The following is a 16766-nucleotide window of genomic DNA, read 5'->3' as shown; positions in this document are numbered from 1 at the left end:
GGCGGGGGACGCCGAGCGGCGCGGTGTCCGCGCGGTCGGGCCCGGCGGAGGTCCGGCGTCCGCCCAGCCGCGACCGCCGGGGGGCACCGGGCGGGCGACGGGAGGGGGACACGCGCCCATGGTGCCGCACCGACCTTGGAGTCCGATGTCCCGTCGGCACCCCCGCGTCCGCCACAATGGGGGACGTGTCCGAGTTCCCCGCCGCAGTCCGGCCCGCATCCGCCGCGGACTTCCCGCTGACCGCCGCGGTCGAGCCGGCCCGCGAGGCCGCCGTCGAGACGGCCGGGAACGCCGCTCTGGTCGGCGAGCACCTGGGTGCCGCTCCCGAGGCCGCCGCCGGTCCCGAGCTCGGCGAGGTGGTCACCCACACGTTCGCCAGCATGCTGCGGGGCTACGTCGGCTGGCACTGGGCCGTCACCCTCGCCCGGGTGCCCGGTGAGGAGCGGGTCACCGTCGACGAGGTCGTGCTGCTCCCGGGGGAGCAGGCGCTGCTCGCGCCGGCGTGGGTGCCGTGGCACGAGCGGCTCCGCCCCGGGGACCTCTCGGTCGGCGACGTGCTGCCCTCCACCGAGGACGACGTCCGCCTGGCTCCCGCCTACACGGTCGACGACGACTCGGCCGAGGACCCCGAGGGACGGGTCGTCGCCGCCGAGCTGGGACTGGGTCGCGAGCGCGTGATGTCCCGCGACGGCCGGTCCGACGCCGTCGGCCGCTGGACGGCCGGGGAGTTCGGCCCGTCGGCGCCCATGGCGCGGCAGGCGCCCGGACCCTGCGCGACCTGCGGCTTCTACCTCCCGCTGGCCGGTTCGCTGCGGCAGGTGCTGGGGGTGTGCGGCAACGCGTACGCCCCGGCCGACGGCCGGGCGGTCACCGCCGACTACGGCTGCGGCGCGCACAGCCAGGCGACGCTGGTGCCCAGCGACGACACCCACGTGGTCAACACCGCGCGCTACGACACCTCGGACTTCGACGTCCTCTGACGTCAGTCGCGCCCCCGGGAGCGCGACCGACCCTGCAGGCGCATGATCCACAGGCCCAGCACCGCCAGCCCGAGCGCCGCGACGCAGGTCCAGGTCCACATCCGGTCCACCCGGTCGCCGAGAAGCAGCAGGACGACCAGCGCCACCGCCCAGACCCCCATGCCCGCGAGCACGACGCGTGCGGTGTCGATCTGCAGCGGGGGCGGGGCATGCTTCAGGGGACCGTGCACGAGGGCACCTTAGATTGCGGGTGGGTCACGGGCGAACCTGCCCGGCCGGGCGTGTGGCACGCTGTCGCCGCTCGTTGCCCCGTACTGCCCCGGAGAGTTCGCATGCCGCACAAGTCCAGTCCCTCCGGTGGCGCCGGCGCCTCGGGCGCCCCCGTCCCTGACGGCGGCACCCCGGCCGACGTCTCGGCCGGCACGCCCACGCCCCGGCGCAGCGAGGGCCCGCGGGGAAAGCCGAGGAACGGGCTGGACCGGTACTTCGAGATCAGTGCCCGGCGCTCGACGGTCAGCCGCGAGCTCCGCGGCGGGCTCACGACCTTCTTCACGATGGCCTACATCGTGGTGCTCAACCCGATCATCCTGACCAGCATCGCCGGTCCCGACGGCACGCCGGGTGCCGACGTCGAGGGCACGGTGCTCCCGTTCGGCTCGATCGCCGCCGTGACCGCCCTGCTCGCCGGTGTGCTCACCCTGCTCATGGGCATCGTCGGCCGCTATCCGTTCGCGCTCGCCACGGGCCTGGGCATCAACGCGCTGGTCGCCGTCTTCGCCGCCACCCAGCTGTCCTGGCCCGAGGTCATGGGCCTGGTCGTGCTCGAGGGCCTGCTGATCACGGTGCTGGTGCTCACCGGCTTCCGCCGGGCCGTCTTCGCCGCCATCCCGGCCCAGCTGAAGACCGCGATCGCCGTCGGCATCGGTTTCTTCCTCGCCATCATCGGGCTGGCCGACGCCGGCGTCATCCGCCCGGGCAACCCGCTGATCAGCTTCGGCGTGGGCGGCCAGCTGGCCGGCTGGCCGATGCTGGTCTTCGTCGTGGGCCTGCTGCTGAGCAGCCTGCTGGTGGTCCGCAAGGTCAAGGGCGCGCTGCTCATCGGCATCGTCGTCACGACGGTGCTCGCGATCGTGGTCGAGGCCGTCGCGGAGGTCGGCCCGCGCTTCGGTCCCGACGGCGAGAACGAGCGCGGCTGGGCCCTGCAGGTGCCGGCGCTCCCCGACGACGTCGTCGGCAGCCCGGACTTCTCGCTGCTCGGCAACTTCTCGCTGTTCGGCGGGTTCGAGCGGATCGGCATCGTCGCCGCCCTGCTCATCGTCTTCTCGATCATGATCGCCGACTTCTTCGACACCGTCGGCACGGTGACCGCCGTCGGCGCCGAGGGTGGCATGCTCGACGAGGACCGCAACCTGCCGAAGTCCCAGCCGGTCCTGCTGGTCGACTCGCTGGCCGCGGCCGCGGGTGGCGCGGGCAGCGTCTCGTCCAACACCACCTACATCGAGAGCACCGCCGGTGTGGCCGACGGCGCGCGCACCGGGCTGGCCAGCATCGTCACCGGTCTGCTGTTCCTGGTCGCGGTCTTCTTCACCCCGCTGGTGGCGGTGGTCCCCTCCGAGGCGGCCGCGCCCGCGCTGGTCATCGTCGGCGCGCTGATGATCAGCCAGATCAAGCACCTCGCCTGGGACGACATGTCCCTGGTCATCCCGGCCTTCCTGACCATCGCGCTGATGCCGTTCACCTACTCGATCACCAACGGCATCGGCGCCGGCGTCATCAGCTTCGTGCTGCTGCGGGTCGCGGTCGGACGGCGGCGGGAGATCCACCCGCTGATGTGGGTCGTGGCCGTGCTGTTCCTCGTGTATTTCGCGCTGGAGCCCCTGCAGCAGCTCTTCTGACCCGACTACTGAGTTAGGCTAACGATCGTGGGCCGCACGACGCTGGACACGGCCGCGCTCTCGCACGAGCTGCGGCTGGCCGTCATGCGGTTCTCCCGCCGGCTGCGCAACCAGCGGGTGGACACCTCGGTGACGCTGACCCACCTCGCCGCGCTCTCCACGCTCAAGCGGCACGGGCCGATGAGCCCGGGGGAGCTGGCGGCCCACGAGCGCGTGCAGCCGCCGTCGATGACCCGGGTCGTGGTCGCGCTCGAGGGCAAGGGGCTGGTCACCCGGACCCCGCACCCCACCGACGGACGTCAGGTCGTCATCGAGCTCACGCCGGCTGCCGAGGAGATGCTCTCGGTCGAGGCGCGGGCCCGGGAGGCATGGCTCGCCGGCCGGCTGCAGGAGCTCACCGCCGAGGAGCGGGCCGTGCTGCGCGAGGCGGCCGAGATCATGGACAAGCTGGCCAGTGGCGGGTGACCTGGACGAAAAGTGACCAGCCGGCGGCGTCGGACCCGGGCACCGGCATGTTCCGCGCGCTCCGGGTGCGCAACTACCGCCGCTACGCCTCGGCCAACCTGCTCAGCCTGACCGGCACCTGGATCCAGCGGATCGGCCAGGACTGGCTGGTGCTGCAGCTCTCCGACGACAGCGGGATCGCCCTGGGGCTGATCACGGCCCTGCAGTTCGGCCCCTCGCTGCTGCTGAGCATGTACGGCGGCGTCCTGGCCGACCGCTATCCGAAGCGCCGGTTGCTGCTGGTCACCCAGGTGCTGATGGGGGTGCTCTCGCTGCTCCTGGGCCTGCTGGTGGCCACCGGCGCGGTCGAGCTCTGGCACGTGTTCGCCCTGGCCGGAGGGCTGGGCGCGGTGTCCTCCGTCGACGCGCCGGTGCGCCAGGCGTTCGTCTCGGAGATGGTCGGCCCGGCGCTGCTCACCAACGCGGTGAGCCTCAACTCCACGATCTTCAACGGGGCCCGGCTGGTCGGCCCCGCGGTGGCCGGGCTGCTCATCGGCGCCGCGGGCGGGAACACCGCACCGGCCTTCCTCCTCAACGCGGCCAGCTTCGCCTTCACCATCACCGCCCTGGCCGGGATGCGCGCCGACGAGCTGGAACCCAGCCCGCCGGTGGCCCGCGGACGCGGCCAGCTGCGGGAGGGGCTGGCCTACACGTGGGCGCACCCGGACCTGGTGCTCGCCATGGCGCTGGCCTTCGTCCTGGGCACCTTCGGCTTCAACTACCAGGTCACCATCGCGCTGATGGCCCGCGAGAGCTTCGACCTGGGGGCCGAGGCGTTCGGGCTGCTGTCCACGGCCTTCGCCGTCGGCTCGCTGTCCGGTGCGCTGCTGAGCACCCGGCGCAACGTCCGGCCCCGGCAGCGCTTCCTGGCCGGCTCGGCGGTCGTGTTCGGGCTGCTCACCGTCGTCTCCGGGCTGATGCCCACGTACCTGAGCTTCGCCTTGATGCTCGTCCCGACCGGGGCGGCCGCGCTGGTGTTCAGCGTGGCCAACAACAGCTTCGTGCAGCTCGGCGTGGACCCGCAGATGCGCGGCCGGGTGATGGCCCTGTACTTCATGTGCTTCATGGGCGGCACCCCGGTCGGGGCGCCGCTCGTGGGGTGGGTCTCCGAGCACCTGGGCGCGCCGTGGGGGCTGATCCTGGGCGGCGCCGTCTGCGTCGCCGCGGGGCTCGGCGCGGCGGCGTTCCTCGCCCGGCACCGCACCGTCGGGGTGGAGCTGCAGCGCGCGCCGCTTCGCCTGCGGCTGCGGGTGGGGCCGCGCCCCGCCGCCGTCCCTGCGCCGGAGCTGCGCGCGGCGGAGGAGACGCTGGCCGCGAAGGCGCCGGGGCAGCAGTCGCTCTGAGCCGGGGGTACCTTCGGCGGCGCCGGTCCCACACCGCACAGGGGGCGCCATGGCCACCGCGCTGGTCGAGCTCGTCGCGCTGCTGGCGCTGTTCGCCGGGGTGGTCGCCTTCTCCGGGCCCACCGCCCGGGCGCTGGGCCACTGGACCGCCCACCGCCGCGCCGCGCGCCACCCGGTGCCGGCCGGCCGGCCGCTGGAGGACATCGCCGCCGACCTGCGCCGGCTGGGCTCCCAGGTCGAATTCGTCCCGGCGGGGGCACCCATGGTCCGCCGCCGCGCGGTCCAGGCCGCCTACGACGACGTGCTGACCGAGGCCGCCGCCGCCCTCGACGTCCCGGCGTCGCTCCGCGCTGTGCCCGAGGGGCGCGCCCGCGACGTGGAGCGCCTCCGGGTGGTCGCGGCCCTCCGCGCCGCCGGACTGCGGGTGCCGGCCTGACTCCTCGACGGTTGTTCTTCGCGGTCGAGCCGCCCGGGCCGGCCCGGCAGCACCTCGACGCCGCGCTCGCCCCGCTGCGCGACGTACCTGGCGCGCCCCGGTGGGCGAGCCCGGAGCGGTGGCATCTGACGCTGCTCTTCCTCGGCTCGGTTCCCGAGGAGCTGGTGCCTGGCCTGCTCGCCGCGGCGGCGCGGGCGGTGGCAGCGGCGCCGCCGATGACGCTGCGGCTGGCCGGGGCGGGTCGGTTCGGGTCGGCCCGCCGTCCGCAGGTCGCGTGGGCGGGGCTCGACGGTGACGTCGTCCCGCTCGTCGCGCTCGCCGGCCGGTTGAGCGGCGCCGCGCGCGAGCTCGGGCTGGCGGCCGAGGACCGTCCCTTCCGGCCCCACCTCACGCTGGGCCGCTGGCGGCCCGGGCGCCCGGCCGACGGTGCGCTGCCCGACCGCCTGGCCGGCTACCGCGGGCCGGAGTGGCCGGTGCCCGAGGTCCGCCTCCAGGAGAGCCGGCTCGGCGCGGCGGCGCGCTACGAGACCCTCGCCGCCTGGCCGCTGCCGCCTCGCACTCCCTAGCCCGGCCCGGGAACCGGTCGAGGGGGGTGCAGTCGGTGTCGATCACCCTGGCACCCTGTGCCCGTGCCGCAGACCGATGAGCAGACCTCCGCCTTCGACCTGGCCACCGCGGTGCGCCGGGCCGACGGACCCGCCCTGCTGGCCGACCTCGACCCCACGTGGGACGTCGGCGGCGGCATCCTCAACGGCGGGTACCTGCTCTCGGTCGCCGGGCGGGCCGCGGTGCTGGAGAGCCCGCACGAGCACCCCGTGGCGATGTCGGCCAGCTACCTGCGGGCCGGATCCGGCGGGCCCGCGACCCTCCAGGTGACGCCCGGCCCGGCCGGCCGGACGCTGGCCCACTCGCTGATCACGATGGCCGACGAGGCCGGTCCGCTCATCACGGTGCAGGCGACGACCGCGACCCTCACCGACGCGCCCCCGGACTACTCGCTGCCCGTGCCCCAGGTGTCCTCGCCCGACGAGTGCCTCGACATGGCGGCCAACGCGCACCTCGCGGCGGTGCCCGTCCAGCTGCCCGGGATGACCCGGTACGTGGACAGCCGCCTGGACCCGGCGACGGCGAGGTGGGCCCTGGGAAAGCCCTCGGACGAGCCGGTGCTGCGCGCCTGGGTCCGCCTGGCCGACGGCCGTCCGGCCGATCCGCTGGCGCTGCTGATGTTCGCCGACGCGCTGCCGCCGACGAGCTTCGCCACCGGGAAGACGGGCTGGGCGCCCACCGTGCAGCTCCAGGTCCTCGTCCGGGCGCTGCCCGCTCCGGGCTGGTGCCTGGTCGAGGCCCGTGCCAGCGAGATCGCCGGGGGCTGGACCGACGAGGACTACCGCATCTGGGACTCCACCGGCCGGCTGGTCGCGCAGAGCCGGCAGCTGGCCCGCACGGCCCGATGAGCACCGACGACCCGCTGGCCGGTTTCGGCTACCGGCAGCAGCTGGACCGCAGCCTCGGCCGGTTCGCCAGCTTCGCCGCCGGCATCAGCTACATCTCCATCCTCACCGGGACGTTCCAGCTCTTCTACTTCGGCTTCGGCGCCGGGGGGCCCGCCTACGTCTGGTCCTGGCCGGTGGTCTTCCTGGGGCAGCTGATGGTGGCGCTGTGCTTCGCGGAGCTGGCCGCGCGCTACCCGGTCGCCGGCTCGCTCTACAACTGGACCAAGCGCCTGGGCAACCGGACCACCTCGTGGATGGCCGGCTGGATGATGCTCACGGCCTCGGTCGTGACGCTCTCGGCCACCGTGCTGGCCTACCAGATCACGCTGCCCCAGCTGTGGTCGGGATTCCAACTCGTCGGCGACGGCACCGGCACCTACGACTTCGCCGTCAACGCCGTGATCCTGGGCAGCGCCCTGATCGTGTTCACCACGCTGGTCAACGTCTTCGGCGTGAAGCTCATGTCGCGGATCAACAGCGCCGGGGTGTTCATCGAGCTCGTCGCGGCCGTGCTCATCATCGTGCTGCTCGCCGCGCGAGCGACCCGTGGGCCCGACGTCGTCCTGGACACCGCGGGAACGGGCGCCGGGCAGGACCTCGGCTACCCGGGGGCCTTCCTCGTCGCGGCGCTGGCCTCGGGGTACGTGATGTACGGCTTCGACACCGCCAGCTCGCTGGGGGAGGAGACCCGCGACGCGCGGCGCACCGCTCCGCGGGCGATCCTGCGGGCGATCACGGCGTCCTTCGTGCTCGGCGGCCTGATCCTGCTCTTCGGCCTCATGGCGGCCGAGGATCTCCGGGACCCGCAGTTGTCCTCGAGCACCGGTGGGCTGCAGTACGTGCTGCTGCAGGCCGCGGGCACCGAGGTCGGCCGGGTCTTCCTGCTCGCGATCGTCGTCGCCATCACCGTCTGCTGCCTGGCGGTGCACACGGCGACGATCCGCATGATGTTCGGCATGGCGCGGGACAACAACCTGCCCGGATCGGCGCGGCTGGCCCGGGTGCACCCGCGGTTCAAGACCCCCGTGGCCCCGGCCGTCCTCATCGGGCTGCTCTCGATCGGCATCCTCCTGATCAACATCCGGCAGCCGCAGATCTTCACGGTCATCACCAGCATCGCGGTGGTGATGATCTACCTGTCCTACCTGCTGGTCACGGTGCCGATGCTGATCAGCCGTCTCCGCGGCCGCTGGCCCGGAACCGGGGACGACGACGGGCGCCGGCACTTCTCGCTGGGCCGCTGGGGGCTGCCGGTCAACGTGCTGGCGGTGCTGTGGGGCGCCGGCATGGCGATCAACCTCGGCTGGCCGCGGCGGGCGGTCTACAACGCCACCGAGCCCTACCACTGGTACCTGCAGTGGGGCGCGGCCGTCTTCATCGGGGCCATCGCGGTGAGCGGGCTGGCCTACTACCGGCTCCGCCAGCGGCACCGCACCGGCGTCCTGCCCGAGCACGCGGTGGTGGCGCCCGCGGAGGCCTGAGAGCCCGCTACCCCCCGGACGGCAGCGCGACGTCGCCGGTGAGGTAGCGCTGCACCGACGGGCCGATCGCGGCGACGAGCTCCTCGGGGTCGGCCGTCGCGAGCGGCTCGATCCGCAGGACGTACCGCCCGACGACCAGACCGATGAGCTGCGAGGCCACCAGGCCTCCGCGGACGGCGGCCTCATCAGGCGGCAGGTCCAGGGTGGCCAGCACCCGGCGCAGCACCTGGCTCACCAGGAACTCGCGCAGCAGCTTCGCGGTCCACTCGTTGCCGACGGCGGAGCGCACCAGCGCCAGCCCGGCCGCCTGCGCCGGCCCGTCCAAGACGGTGAGCAGGGTCCGGACGACGCCGGCGCCCACGTGCTCCCGACCGGCCGCGAGCAGCTCCGGCAGCAGCTCGGCCGGGTCGGCCGGTGCCTCGATCGCGGCCAGGAAGAGCTGGTCCTTGCTGCCGAAGTAGTGGTGGACGAGGGCCGGGTCGACCCCGGCCGCCGTGGCGATCTGCCGGATCGTGGCGCCGTCGAACCCCCGCTCGGCGAAGACCGCGCGCGCCGCGCCCAGGACGGCGTCCCGCGTGCCGGGGCTCCCGCGACGCCGTCCGGTCCGCCGGCGCGGTTCCTCGGTGCTGCTCAGTCGGTCCTCCTCCGCAGGGTCGCCGCCGCCAGGGCGAGGGCGAGCAGGGCCGCGCCGGCCACGACGGCGACGTCGCTCCACATCGTGCCCGTCGCCTCGGCGGAGTGCCCGACCTCCCGGAGGGCCTCGACCGCGTAGGTGAGCGGGAGGACGTCGCTGATCGCCTGCAGCCAGCCGGCCATCTGCTCGCGCGGGACGAGCAGTCCGCAGAGGAAGAACTGCGGCAGCACGATCACCGGCATGAACTGCACCGCCTGGAACTCGCTGCGGGCGAAGGCGCTGGCCAGCAGCCCCAGCGCGACGCCCAGCACGGCGTCGCAGACGGCGATGAGCACGACCAGCCCGACCGGCCCGGCGACGTCCAGGTCGTAGAGCGTCGTCGCCACCGTCACGGTGACCGCCGCCTGCAGCGCCGCGGCGAGGCCGAACGCCAGCCCGTAGCCCAGCAGCAGGTCCAGCCGGGACAGCGGGGTGGTGAGCAGCCGCTCGAGGGTGCCCGAGGTGCGCTCGCGCAGCATCGCGATGCTGGTCACCAGGAACATCACGACGAAGGGGAAGACGCCGAGCATCGTCAGCCCGACCGCGTCGAAGGTGTCCGGCTGCCCCGGAGCGCGGGGCAGGTCCTTCCACAGCAGGTACAGCAGGCCGAGCAGGAGGCCGGGCAGCACGAGCAGCATCGCGATCGTGCGGTGGTCGTGGCGCAGCTGGCGCAGGACGCGGCCGGCGGTGGCTCCGGTCAGGCGGGGTGAGAGCGCCGTGGTCACGCCGGCACCTCCTCGGATGCACGGACGACGTTCAGGAAGGCCTCCTCGAGGTCCTGCGAGCGGCCGTCCGCGCGCAGTTGCCCGGGGGTGGTGTCCGCCAGCAGGGCGCCGTCGCGGAGGAGGAGCAGTCGGTCGCAGCGTGCGGCCTCGTCCATGACGTGGCTGGAGACGACCAGCGTCGTCCCGGCAGCGGCCAGGGCGGCGAACCGCTCCCACAGCTCGACCCGCAGCACCGGGTCCAGGCCCACCGTCGGCTCGTCCAGGACCAGCACCTCCGGCTCGGAGACCAGGGCGCAGGCGAGGGAGACGCGGCCGCGCTGACCGCCGGAGAGGTCGGCGACCAGCTGGCCGGCGGCCTCGCCCAGCCCGACGTCGGCAAGGGCGGCGTCGGCCTCGCGGGTGCCCCTGCCGTAGAGCGCGGCGAAGTAGCGGGCGTTCTCCCGCACGGTGAGGTCGGCGTAGACGCTGGGTGCCTGGGTCACGTAGCCGACGCGGTGGCGCAGGCCGGGGGAGCCGGCGGGGGAGCCCAGCACGGTGACCGTTCCGGACCGCACCCGCTGCACGCCCACGATCGCCCGCATCAGCGTGCTCTTCCCGCTGCCGCTGGGCCCGAGCAGCCCGGTGACCTGTCCCTCCGGAACGGCGAAGGAGAGGCCGGGCAGCACCGCGCGCTTCCCCCGGTGCACGACGAGATCGCTGACGGTGACGGCGTCCATGACGCGCTCCTCGGAAATCAACGGGTGATGAACTCAACGCTAGATGAGTTCCGGGCCGTCCGTCAACGGAGCAGTCGGCGGGAGGCACAATTCCCGTCGTGCCAGCTCCCGTCGTCATCACCGATCCGGCCGACCCCCGGGTCGCCGACTTCCGCGACCTCAAGGCCGGTGACCGGCCGGAGGGGACGCCGCGGTGGGGCGGGCCGGTGATCGTCGAGGGCGTGTCCGCCGTCGAACGGCTGCTCGCCTCGCCCTACCGGATCCGGGCCGTGTTCGGCGTCCCGGGCCGGGTCGCCGCCCTGGACCTGCCGGACGACGTGCCGGCCTACGAGGCGGACAAGTGGGTGCTGTCGGAGGTGATCGGCTTCCGGCTGACCCGGGGCGTGATCGCCTCGGCCGACCGGCGGCCGCCGGCAGATCTCGACGAGCTGCTGACCGGCCCGGATCCGGCGGCGCCACGTCGCCTCGCCGTGCTGGAGGGCCTCAACGACGCGGAGAACCTGGGCTCGATCGCCCGCTCGGCGCTCGCACTGGGCATCGACGGCCTGCTTCTGGACCCCCGCTGCGCGGACCCGTTCTACCGGCGGTCGGTCCGCGTCTCCATGGGCCACGTCCTGGCGCTGCCGTTCACGGTCCTGTCGGACTGGCCGGCCGACCTCGGCCGGGTGCACGACGCCGGCTACACCACGGTGGCCCTCACGCCAGCCCCGGACGCGATCGACCTCGCGGACCTGGACCCGGCCGCCCATCCGCGCACCGCTGTGCTCCTCGGCGCGGAGGGCCCCGGGCTCACCCCCGAGGCGCAGGAGGCGGCGACGGTGCGGGCCCGCATCCCGATGCGCGCCGGAGTGGACTCCCTCGGCGTGGCCGCCGCCGCGGCGGTCGCCTTCGCCACCCTGCGGTAGCCGCTAGTTGCGCAGCGAGAACCGGGCCAGGATGGCGCGGGCCTGCTCGGCGGAGGCCGGGTTGCACATGACGTCATAGCGGCTGGCCGTGATGGTGCTGGTGCTGGTGAAGTCGCGCCGCCCCTGGGTGGCCGCGTACCCCATGCCGCCGAACGCCGCGCCGAACGCGAGCCCGATCAGCAGCCCGCTGAGCACCGAGCCCAGCCAGTTGCCGCCGTCGCCGGCGAAGATGCCCAGCAGCAGCCCGACGAACAGGCCCCACCACGCGCCGCCGGCCGCGCCCGCGGCGAGCGCGCGGCCCATGGTCAGCCGGCCGGTGACCTTCTCGATCATGCGCAGGTCGGTGCCGATGATCGTCACGTCCTCCACGGCGAACTTCTCGTCCGAGAGGTGATCGACCGCGGCCTGCGCCTGCTCGTAGCTGTCGTAGGACCCGACCTGCACGCCGCCCAGCGGCATCGACACCGAAGCACTCATGCCTGGTCAACTTCCCGGACGACCGGAGTGTTCCGCGCTCAGCGGTTGCGGCGCACCCCGAAGACGATGTCCTCCCAGGCCGGGATGCGGGCGCGGGGGTCCTCGGCACCGTCCTCGCCGGTGCGGCCGAGCACCACGGTGTCGTGCTCGGCCACCTCGTCGAGGAGAGCGGTCATGTCGTCGTCCTCGGGCGAGCCGTCGGGGGCGTGCACGTCACGGACGTGCTCGTCCTCGTCGTCCTCCACCGGGGCCGGGGCGGGCGGCTCGGCCCCGGGCGCGCGCACCACGGACACCGGGCGGCTGCGCGGGGCCGGCGCGACCTCCGGCACGACCCGGACGAGCCGGGTCCCCTCCGCGAAGTCGGTGGTCGCCGCGTCGACCGGGGTCACGGTGCGCGAGGGCAGGTCGAACCGCCACCGGGTGGTGCCGGACTTCTCCCCGGCCCGCCACGCGCCGGTGGCGACCCAGCTGCCGTCGTCCCCGCGGAAGGCGTCCCAGGTCACCGCGTCGATGTCGGTGTCGATCAGCCGGAGCCGCTCCACCATGAACTGCTGCAGGGCGACGCCCGGTCCGCCGTCGGAGAGCCGGACACGGGCCTCGCGGGCCTGGTCGGCCACCCGCTCGCGCTCCTGGATCACGGGGTGGGCGAAGCGCATGATCCGCTCGACCCGGGTGCCGGAGGAGGCCGCGACCTGCTCGGGGGTCTCGCCGGCGCGGATGCGGGACTGGATGATCCGCGGGGGCAGTTCGGTGCCCATGTCGACGTCGATCTGGATCAGCCGGCGGGCATCGCCCCGGGCGGCCGCGCGCAGGCGGTCGTCGATGGGCAGCGCGAACTTCTCGCCGTCGGCACCGTCGGGACCCTCGGCCATCAGGACCAGGCTCTCCCCGTCCTCGGAGAGCGCCACGAGGCGCAGCGTGCGCATGGGCGACCTCCTACCAGCCGACGGGGGGCCCGGGAGGGCGCCCGGTCCCCGAGGTTATCCGGGCGCGGCGGGCACCGCGCGGAGGCGACGCGGCGTGGCGCGCCCGGGGACGCGGCGGGGATCCCTCCGGTGGGGGGTGCGGATGAGGGCTTTCCACGCCGATGACAGCCCTGACACACGACCGCAACGAGCGCCCACGACAGTGGGTCCCTCGCCAGCGGCACCCATCCCGAGCCGAGGAGGCGCGATGGCCAGCCCGGTGACCTTCCGGCGGACGGCCGTGCCCGCAGGGCTCACGACCGGCCTGCCCCAGGGCGCGATGCCCGCCCTCGAGGCGCTGGTCCCGCCGGAGACGCTGCCCGCATCCGTCCGCGCCGCCATCGCCGGGATCGCCGGTGCCGCCGGCGCCTGGTGCCCGGCGCCCTCCCCGGACGGGCTGCGCATCGCCTACGTCTCCGACCGCTCCGGCCTGCCGAGGCTGGAGCTCGCCGAGCTCGACGACACCGCTCCGCCGGCCGTCCTCTCCGATCCGGGGGAGGAGGTCATCTCCGTCTCGTGGTCGCCCGACGGTGCCTGGCTGACCTACCTGGTCAGCCCCGGCGGATCGATCTGCGCTGAACTGCACGCGGTCCGCCCCGACGGGACCGGCCACCGTGTCGTCGCCGGACAGGATCCGCGGGCCACGGTCTTCGCCGGCTCGTGGACCGGCCCGCACTCCTACGCCTGCTCGATCGCGTCGGGCGCCGGACCGGATGCCGACGTCGTGCTCGTCGACGTCGTCACCGGCGAGCTGCGCACCCTCGCCTCCGGCGGCTTCCTGTCCGTCACCGCCGTCTCGCCCGACTCCCGCACGGTGCTGGCCCGCCGCGGCCCGCGGGCCTTCCGGCACGTCGTCGTCATCGACGTCGCCACCGGACTGCAGCGCCGGGTGGTCCGGCTCGACCAGCCCGGCGGCATCGCGTCGGAGGACGGCCGGTTCTCCACCGACGGCCGGTCGGTGTACCTGCGCGCCTCGCTGCCCGGCCCGCTGTTCACCGACCGCGCCGGGCTGGTCGAGGTGCCGGTGGACGCCGACGGCGTGCCGTCGCCGGGGCGGCGGGTCCTGTACCGCCCGGAGGCCGACCTCGACGGCTACGTGGTCCGCCCCGACGGCACGGTCCTGGCGCTGTGGAACGCCGACGGCGTCAGCGAGCTGTGCCTGCACGACCTCGCCGGCGGCGACCTCCTGCGCACCGTGGAACTCCCGCAGCCGGTGCTCACCGGTTGGGCGCCGCTGCCCGGCCAGGACGCCGTCGTCGCCGAGCTCAGCGGCCCGCGGTCGCCCCGAGGGCTGTGGCGGGTGCCGCTGGACGGGCTCGGCGGAGCCGGGCGACTGGCCTGCACCCCGCCCGCGCCGGAGGCCGCATCGCTGGTCGAGCCCGTGCTCCACGAGTACGTGGCGCCCGACGGGCTCCGCCTCTCCGGCTGGCTGTACGCGCCGCCGGACGTCCGCGGACCCAACCGCACGGTGGTCAGCTTCCACGGCGGTCCCGAGGGCCAGACGCGTCCCGACTGGTCGCCGATCACCCAGTCGATGGTCGCCGCGGGTCTCACCGTCTTCGCGCCCAACGTGCGCGGCTCGGGAGGCTACGGCCGTGCGTTCATGACCGCCGACGACGGCGCCGCCCGCGAGGCGTCGTTCGCCGACGTGCGGACGACGGTCGACGAGCTGGTCACCGCCGGCATCGCCGTGCCCGGCCAGGTCGGTGCGCACGGCTGGTCCTACGGGGGCTACCTCACGCTGGTGGCGCTGACCCGGTGGCCCGAGCTCTTCGCCGCCGGCGCCTCCCTCGCCGGCATGAGCGACCTGCGCACCTTCTTCGCCGGTACCGAGCCGTGGATGGCCGCCGCATCGGTCACCGAGTACGGCGACCCGGTCATTGAGCGGGACCTGCTGGCCGCGCTCTCCCCGATGACGACGCTGGACCGGCTCACCGCGCCGGTGCTCCTGGCCCACGGGGACCGGGACACCAACGTGCCGGTCGCCGAGTCGGTGCAGGCGCACCAGGCGCTGCAGGCGGCCGGCGCGTGCAGCGATCTGCTGCTCTTCCCCGGCGAGGGGCACGCCGTCGTGGGCCGTGACGCCCTGGTCGACCTGGGCCAGCGGCTGGCCGCCTGGTTCGATCACTGGCTGTGAGCGGGGAACTCTTCGCCGGCTACCCACCTGTCCGCACCGACGAGGCCGTCGATCCGGACGGCCGGCTGCGCAGCGGCTGGGTGGAGCTGGCTGCTGCCCTGGAGACGATGGGGCGCGACCGGCTGGTCCTCGCCGCAGACGACCTCACCGCCCGGCGACGGGCGCTCGGGGTCGCGGTCTCCCTGTGGGTCGACGGTCGGCAGGACCTGCGCCCGGTGCCCATGGACCCGGTTCCGCGGCTGGTCGGCGCGACCACCTGGGCCACGCTGTCGGCCGGGATCGCCCAGCGGCACCGCGCCCTGGACGCCTTCCTCGCCGACGCCTACCGGCCCGCCGGTCGCCGCCGGAGCGACAGCGACCGCGCCGCGGACATCGTGCGGGCCGGCGTGCTGCCCGACTGGGCGGTGGCGCACAGCCCGGGGCGGAACCCCGAGGCGGTCGCCATGGCCTGGCCGGGGCAGCGCCGCGCGGCCATCGCCGGCACCGACGTCGTCCGCACGCCGGACGGGCGCTGGGTGGTCGCCAAGGACAACCTGCGGGTGCCGTCGGGCATCGGGTACGCGCTGGCCAACCGGGACAGCGCCCGCACGGCCGCGCCCGAGCTCTTCACCCGGGTCGGGCGGCAGGTGGTGGACCCCGCCGACGCCGTCCCGCTGCTGGCGGCCGCCCTCGCGGCCGCCGCGCCACCGGGATGCCCCGGTCCTCCGCGCGTGGCGGTCCTCACCCAGGGCGAGACCGACGGCGCGTGGTTCGAGCACCAGGTCCTCGCCGCGGCCCTCGACGTGCCGCTGGTCCGCGCCGGTGACCTGTACCCCCGCGGTGACGGTGGGCTCGAGGCCGCCGTCGACGGCCTCAGGGTGCCGGTCGACGTCCTCTACCGGCGGTTCGACGACGCCTCGCTCGGGGCCTACCGCACCGGGACGGACCGGCCGCTGGACGGAGCCCTCGTCGAGGCGGTGCGGGCCGGCCGCCTGGGCCTGGCCAACGTGCCCGGCAACGGCGTCGCCGACGACGCGGCGGGCTACGCCTGGGTCCCGTCGATGATCCGGTTCTACCTGGGCGAGGAGCCCCTGCTGGACTCCGTCGCCACCTGGGTGCTGGCCGATCCGGCGGCGTGGGCCGCGGTGCGCGGCCGGCTGGGGGAGCTCGACGTCGAGGAGGTCGCGGGGTACGGCGGCCGGCGCATCGTGCACGGGCCCGCCTGCTCACGGGCCGAGCTCGACGCCCTCCGGTCGGAGATCGCCGCCGCGCCGCACCGCTTCGTCGCCCGGGAGCCGCTCGAGCCGTCGACGGTGCCGGCGCTGGTCGACGGCCGGCTGCGCCCCCGCCCGGTCGACCTGCGGATCTTCTCCGTGTCCGGCCCGACGACGACCACCCTCCCGCTGGCACTCACCCGGGTGGCGCCGGACGCCGCTCCGGCACGGCCGGGAGTGCCCGGCGGCGGCAGCAAGGACACCTGGCTGCTCCGCTGAGCCGGGGGTCAGGACCCCGCGCGCCGGCGCAGCCGGGGTGAGCTGATCCGCACGAGCGTGCCCTCGGGGCTCGGCGTCGCGGTGACGTCGGCGAAGGCGCTCATCAGCGTGGAGCCACGGCCGCGGTCCATGCTCGGCACCCGCTCGCGCCACTGGCCGTGGTCGCGGACGGTGATCTCGACCAGGTCGTCGCCGACGCTGGCGGCGACCTCGATGACCGGCTCCGTCGGATCCTGCGCGTGCTCGATCGCGTTGCTCGCGGCCTCGCAGGCGGCCAGCAGCAGGTCGTAGGCCTGGTCGTCGTCCACGCCGGCGACGTGCAGCAGCGCCCGCAGCCGGCGGCGCACCACTGTGACCGAGGCCGGGTCCGAGGGCAGCTGCCACTGCGCACGGTGCTCGCCCTCGCCCGGGAGAGGCGCCGCCGCGACGGGTGCAGGCTCCGCCACGGGCACGACCACCGGCGGCAGCGGCGCGGCCGGGGGGACGGACCCACGCGGCTCGGGTGCGGCGGGCTCGAGAGGGGTGGGGGTGCGGCCGGCGGCGCGCTCCAGGGCGACCCGCACC

18 protein-coding genes are annotated in these 16766 nt (G+C 74.9%); 11 read left to right on the top strand and 7 right to left on the bottom strand.

Going from position 1 to position 16766, the window contains the following annotated elements; genetic code table 11:
- The first annotated feature begins 176 nt into the window (after positions 1 to 176).
- Positions 177 to 980: a DUF3027 domain-containing protein gene (locus C5508_RS16170; protein ID WP_104525967.1), complete on the top strand. Its 804-nt coding sequence runs from the start codon at positions 177 to 179 to the stop codon at positions 978 to 980.
- A 2-nt stretch (positions 981 to 982) separates the two neighbouring features.
- Here C5508_RS16170 and C5508_RS16165 read toward each other — a convergent pair whose 3' ends face one another.
- A complete protein-coding gene (locus C5508_RS16165; protein ID WP_104525966.1) occupies positions 983 to 1210 on the bottom strand; it encodes a DUF2530 domain-containing protein in 228 nt (75 codons plus the stop codon).
- A 102-nt stretch (positions 1211 to 1312) separates the two neighbouring features.
- Between C5508_RS16165 and C5508_RS16160 the strand changes: the two genes are divergently transcribed.
- The 7 genes from C5508_RS16160 (at position 1313) to C5508_RS16130 (ending at position 8132) form a co-directional block, all read left to right on the top strand.
- Positions 1313 to 2875 carry an NCS2 family permease gene (locus tag C5508_RS16160; RefSeq protein ID WP_104525965.1) on the top strand — a complete coding sequence of 521 codons (1563 nt, stop codon included), beginning with the start codon at positions 1313 to 1315 and terminating at the stop codon, positions 2873 to 2875.
- A 27-nt stretch (positions 2876 to 2902) separates the two neighbouring features.
- Positions 2903 to 3340: a MarR family winged helix-turn-helix transcriptional regulator gene (locus tag C5508_RS16155; RefSeq protein ID WP_104525964.1), complete on the top strand. Its 438-nt coding sequence runs from the start codon at positions 2903 to 2905 to the stop codon at positions 3338 to 3340.
- Positions 3337 to 4722, top strand: a complete 1386-nt coding sequence (locus tag C5508_RS16150) for an MFS transporter (protein ID WP_232797202.1) — start codon at positions 3337 to 3339, stop codon at positions 4720 to 4722. The genes C5508_RS16155 and C5508_RS16150 overlap by 4 nt, the downstream gene beginning before the upstream one ends.
- 49 nt (positions 4723 to 4771) lie before the next feature.
- Positions 4772 to 5158 carry a hypothetical protein gene (locus C5508_RS16145; RefSeq protein ID WP_104525963.1) on the top strand — a complete coding sequence of 129 codons (387 nt, stop codon included), beginning with the start codon at positions 4772 to 4774 and terminating at the stop codon, positions 5156 to 5158.
- A gap of 11 nt (positions 5159 to 5169) precedes the next feature.
- Entirely contained in the window at positions 5170 to 5724 is a 555-nt protein-coding gene (gene thpR / locus C5508_RS16140; RefSeq protein WP_232797201.1) for an RNA 2',3'-cyclic phosphodiesterase, read from the top strand.
- Between the two features lie 63 nt (positions 5725 to 5787).
- Positions 5788 to 6612 carry a thioesterase family protein gene (locus C5508_RS16135; protein WP_104525969.1) on the top strand — a complete coding sequence of 275 codons (825 nt, stop codon included), beginning with the start codon at positions 5788 to 5790 and terminating at the stop codon, positions 6610 to 6612.
- On the top strand, positions 6609 to 8132 hold the full coding sequence (locus tag C5508_RS16130) for an APC family permease (protein ID WP_104525961.1): 1524 nt from the start codon (positions 6609 to 6611) through the stop codon (positions 8130 to 8132). The genes C5508_RS16135 and C5508_RS16130 overlap by 4 nt, the downstream gene beginning before the upstream one ends.
- Before the next feature lie 7 nt (positions 8133 to 8139).
- Here the strand turns inward: C5508_RS16130 and C5508_RS16125 are convergent, their stop codons facing one another.
- Genes C5508_RS16125 through C5508_RS16115 form a run of 3 tightly spaced genes read right to left on the bottom strand, consistent with a single transcriptional unit; the run spans position 8140 to position 10246 of the window.
- On the bottom strand, positions 8140 to 8847 hold the full coding sequence (locus tag C5508_RS16125; RefSeq protein ID WP_198598131.1) for a TetR/AcrR family transcriptional regulator: 708 nt from the start codon (positions 8845 to 8847) through the stop codon (positions 8140 to 8142).
- A complete protein-coding gene (locus C5508_RS16120; protein WP_104525960.1) occupies positions 8763 to 9530 on the bottom strand; it encodes an ABC transporter permease in 768 nt (255 codons plus the stop codon). Before C5508_RS16120 ends, C5508_RS16125 begins: the two co-directional genes overlap by 85 nt.
- Complete coding sequence (locus tag C5508_RS16115) at positions 9527 to 10246, bottom strand: ABC transporter ATP-binding protein (protein WP_104525959.1); 720 nt, start codon at positions 10244 to 10246, stop codon at positions 9527 to 9529. The genes C5508_RS16120 and C5508_RS16115 overlap by 4 nt, the downstream gene beginning before the upstream one ends.
- Positions 10247 to 10344: 98 nt before the next feature.
- Between C5508_RS16115 and C5508_RS16110 the strand changes: the two genes are divergently transcribed.
- Entirely contained in the window at positions 10345 to 11151 is an 807-nt protein-coding gene (locus C5508_RS16110) for a TrmH family RNA methyltransferase (RefSeq protein ID WP_104525958.1), read from the top strand.
- 3 nt (positions 11152 to 11154) lie between these two features.
- Here C5508_RS16110 and C5508_RS16105 read toward each other — a convergent pair whose 3' ends face one another.
- Entirely contained in the window at positions 11155 to 11628 is a 474-nt protein-coding gene (locus tag C5508_RS16105; protein ID WP_104525957.1) for a general stress protein, read from the bottom strand.
- Positions 11629 to 11666: 38 nt separating this feature from the next.
- Positions 11667 to 12554, bottom strand: coding sequence for a septation protein SepH (gene sepH, locus C5508_RS16100; RefSeq protein WP_104525956.1), 888 nt, complete (start codon positions 12552 to 12554; stop codon positions 11667 to 11669).
- A 247-nt stretch (positions 12555 to 12801) separates the two neighbouring features.
- Between sepH and C5508_RS16095 the strand changes: the two genes are divergently transcribed.
- Together C5508_RS16095 and C5508_RS16090 are read left to right on the top strand one after the other, a co-directional pair.
- A complete protein-coding gene (locus C5508_RS16095; RefSeq protein WP_104525955.1) occupies positions 12802 to 14730 on the top strand; it encodes a S9 family peptidase in 1929 nt (642 codons plus the stop codon).
- Positions 14727 to 16202, top strand: coding sequence for a circularly permuted type 2 ATP-grasp protein (locus C5508_RS16090; RefSeq protein WP_104525954.1), 1476 nt, complete (start codon positions 14727 to 14729; stop codon positions 16200 to 16202). The genes C5508_RS16095 and C5508_RS16090 overlap by 4 nt, the downstream gene beginning before the upstream one ends.
- Positions 16203 to 16210: 8 nt before the next feature.
- On the opposite strand, the gene C5508_RS16085 is transcribed toward C5508_RS16090, so the two are convergent.
- Positions 16211 to 16766: ATP-binding protein (locus C5508_RS16085; protein ID WP_198598130.1), on the bottom strand; the 556-nt coding region annotated here is incomplete at its 5' end.

It is taken from the genome of Blastococcus atacamensis (assembly GCF_002938425.1).
Lineage (GTDB): Bacteria > Actinomycetota > Actinomycetes > Mycobacteriales > Geodermatophilaceae > Blastococcus > Blastococcus atacamensis.
The sequence above is the reverse complement of the archived record's forward strand: the minus strand, read 5'-3'. Positions and strand labels throughout refer to the sequence as shown.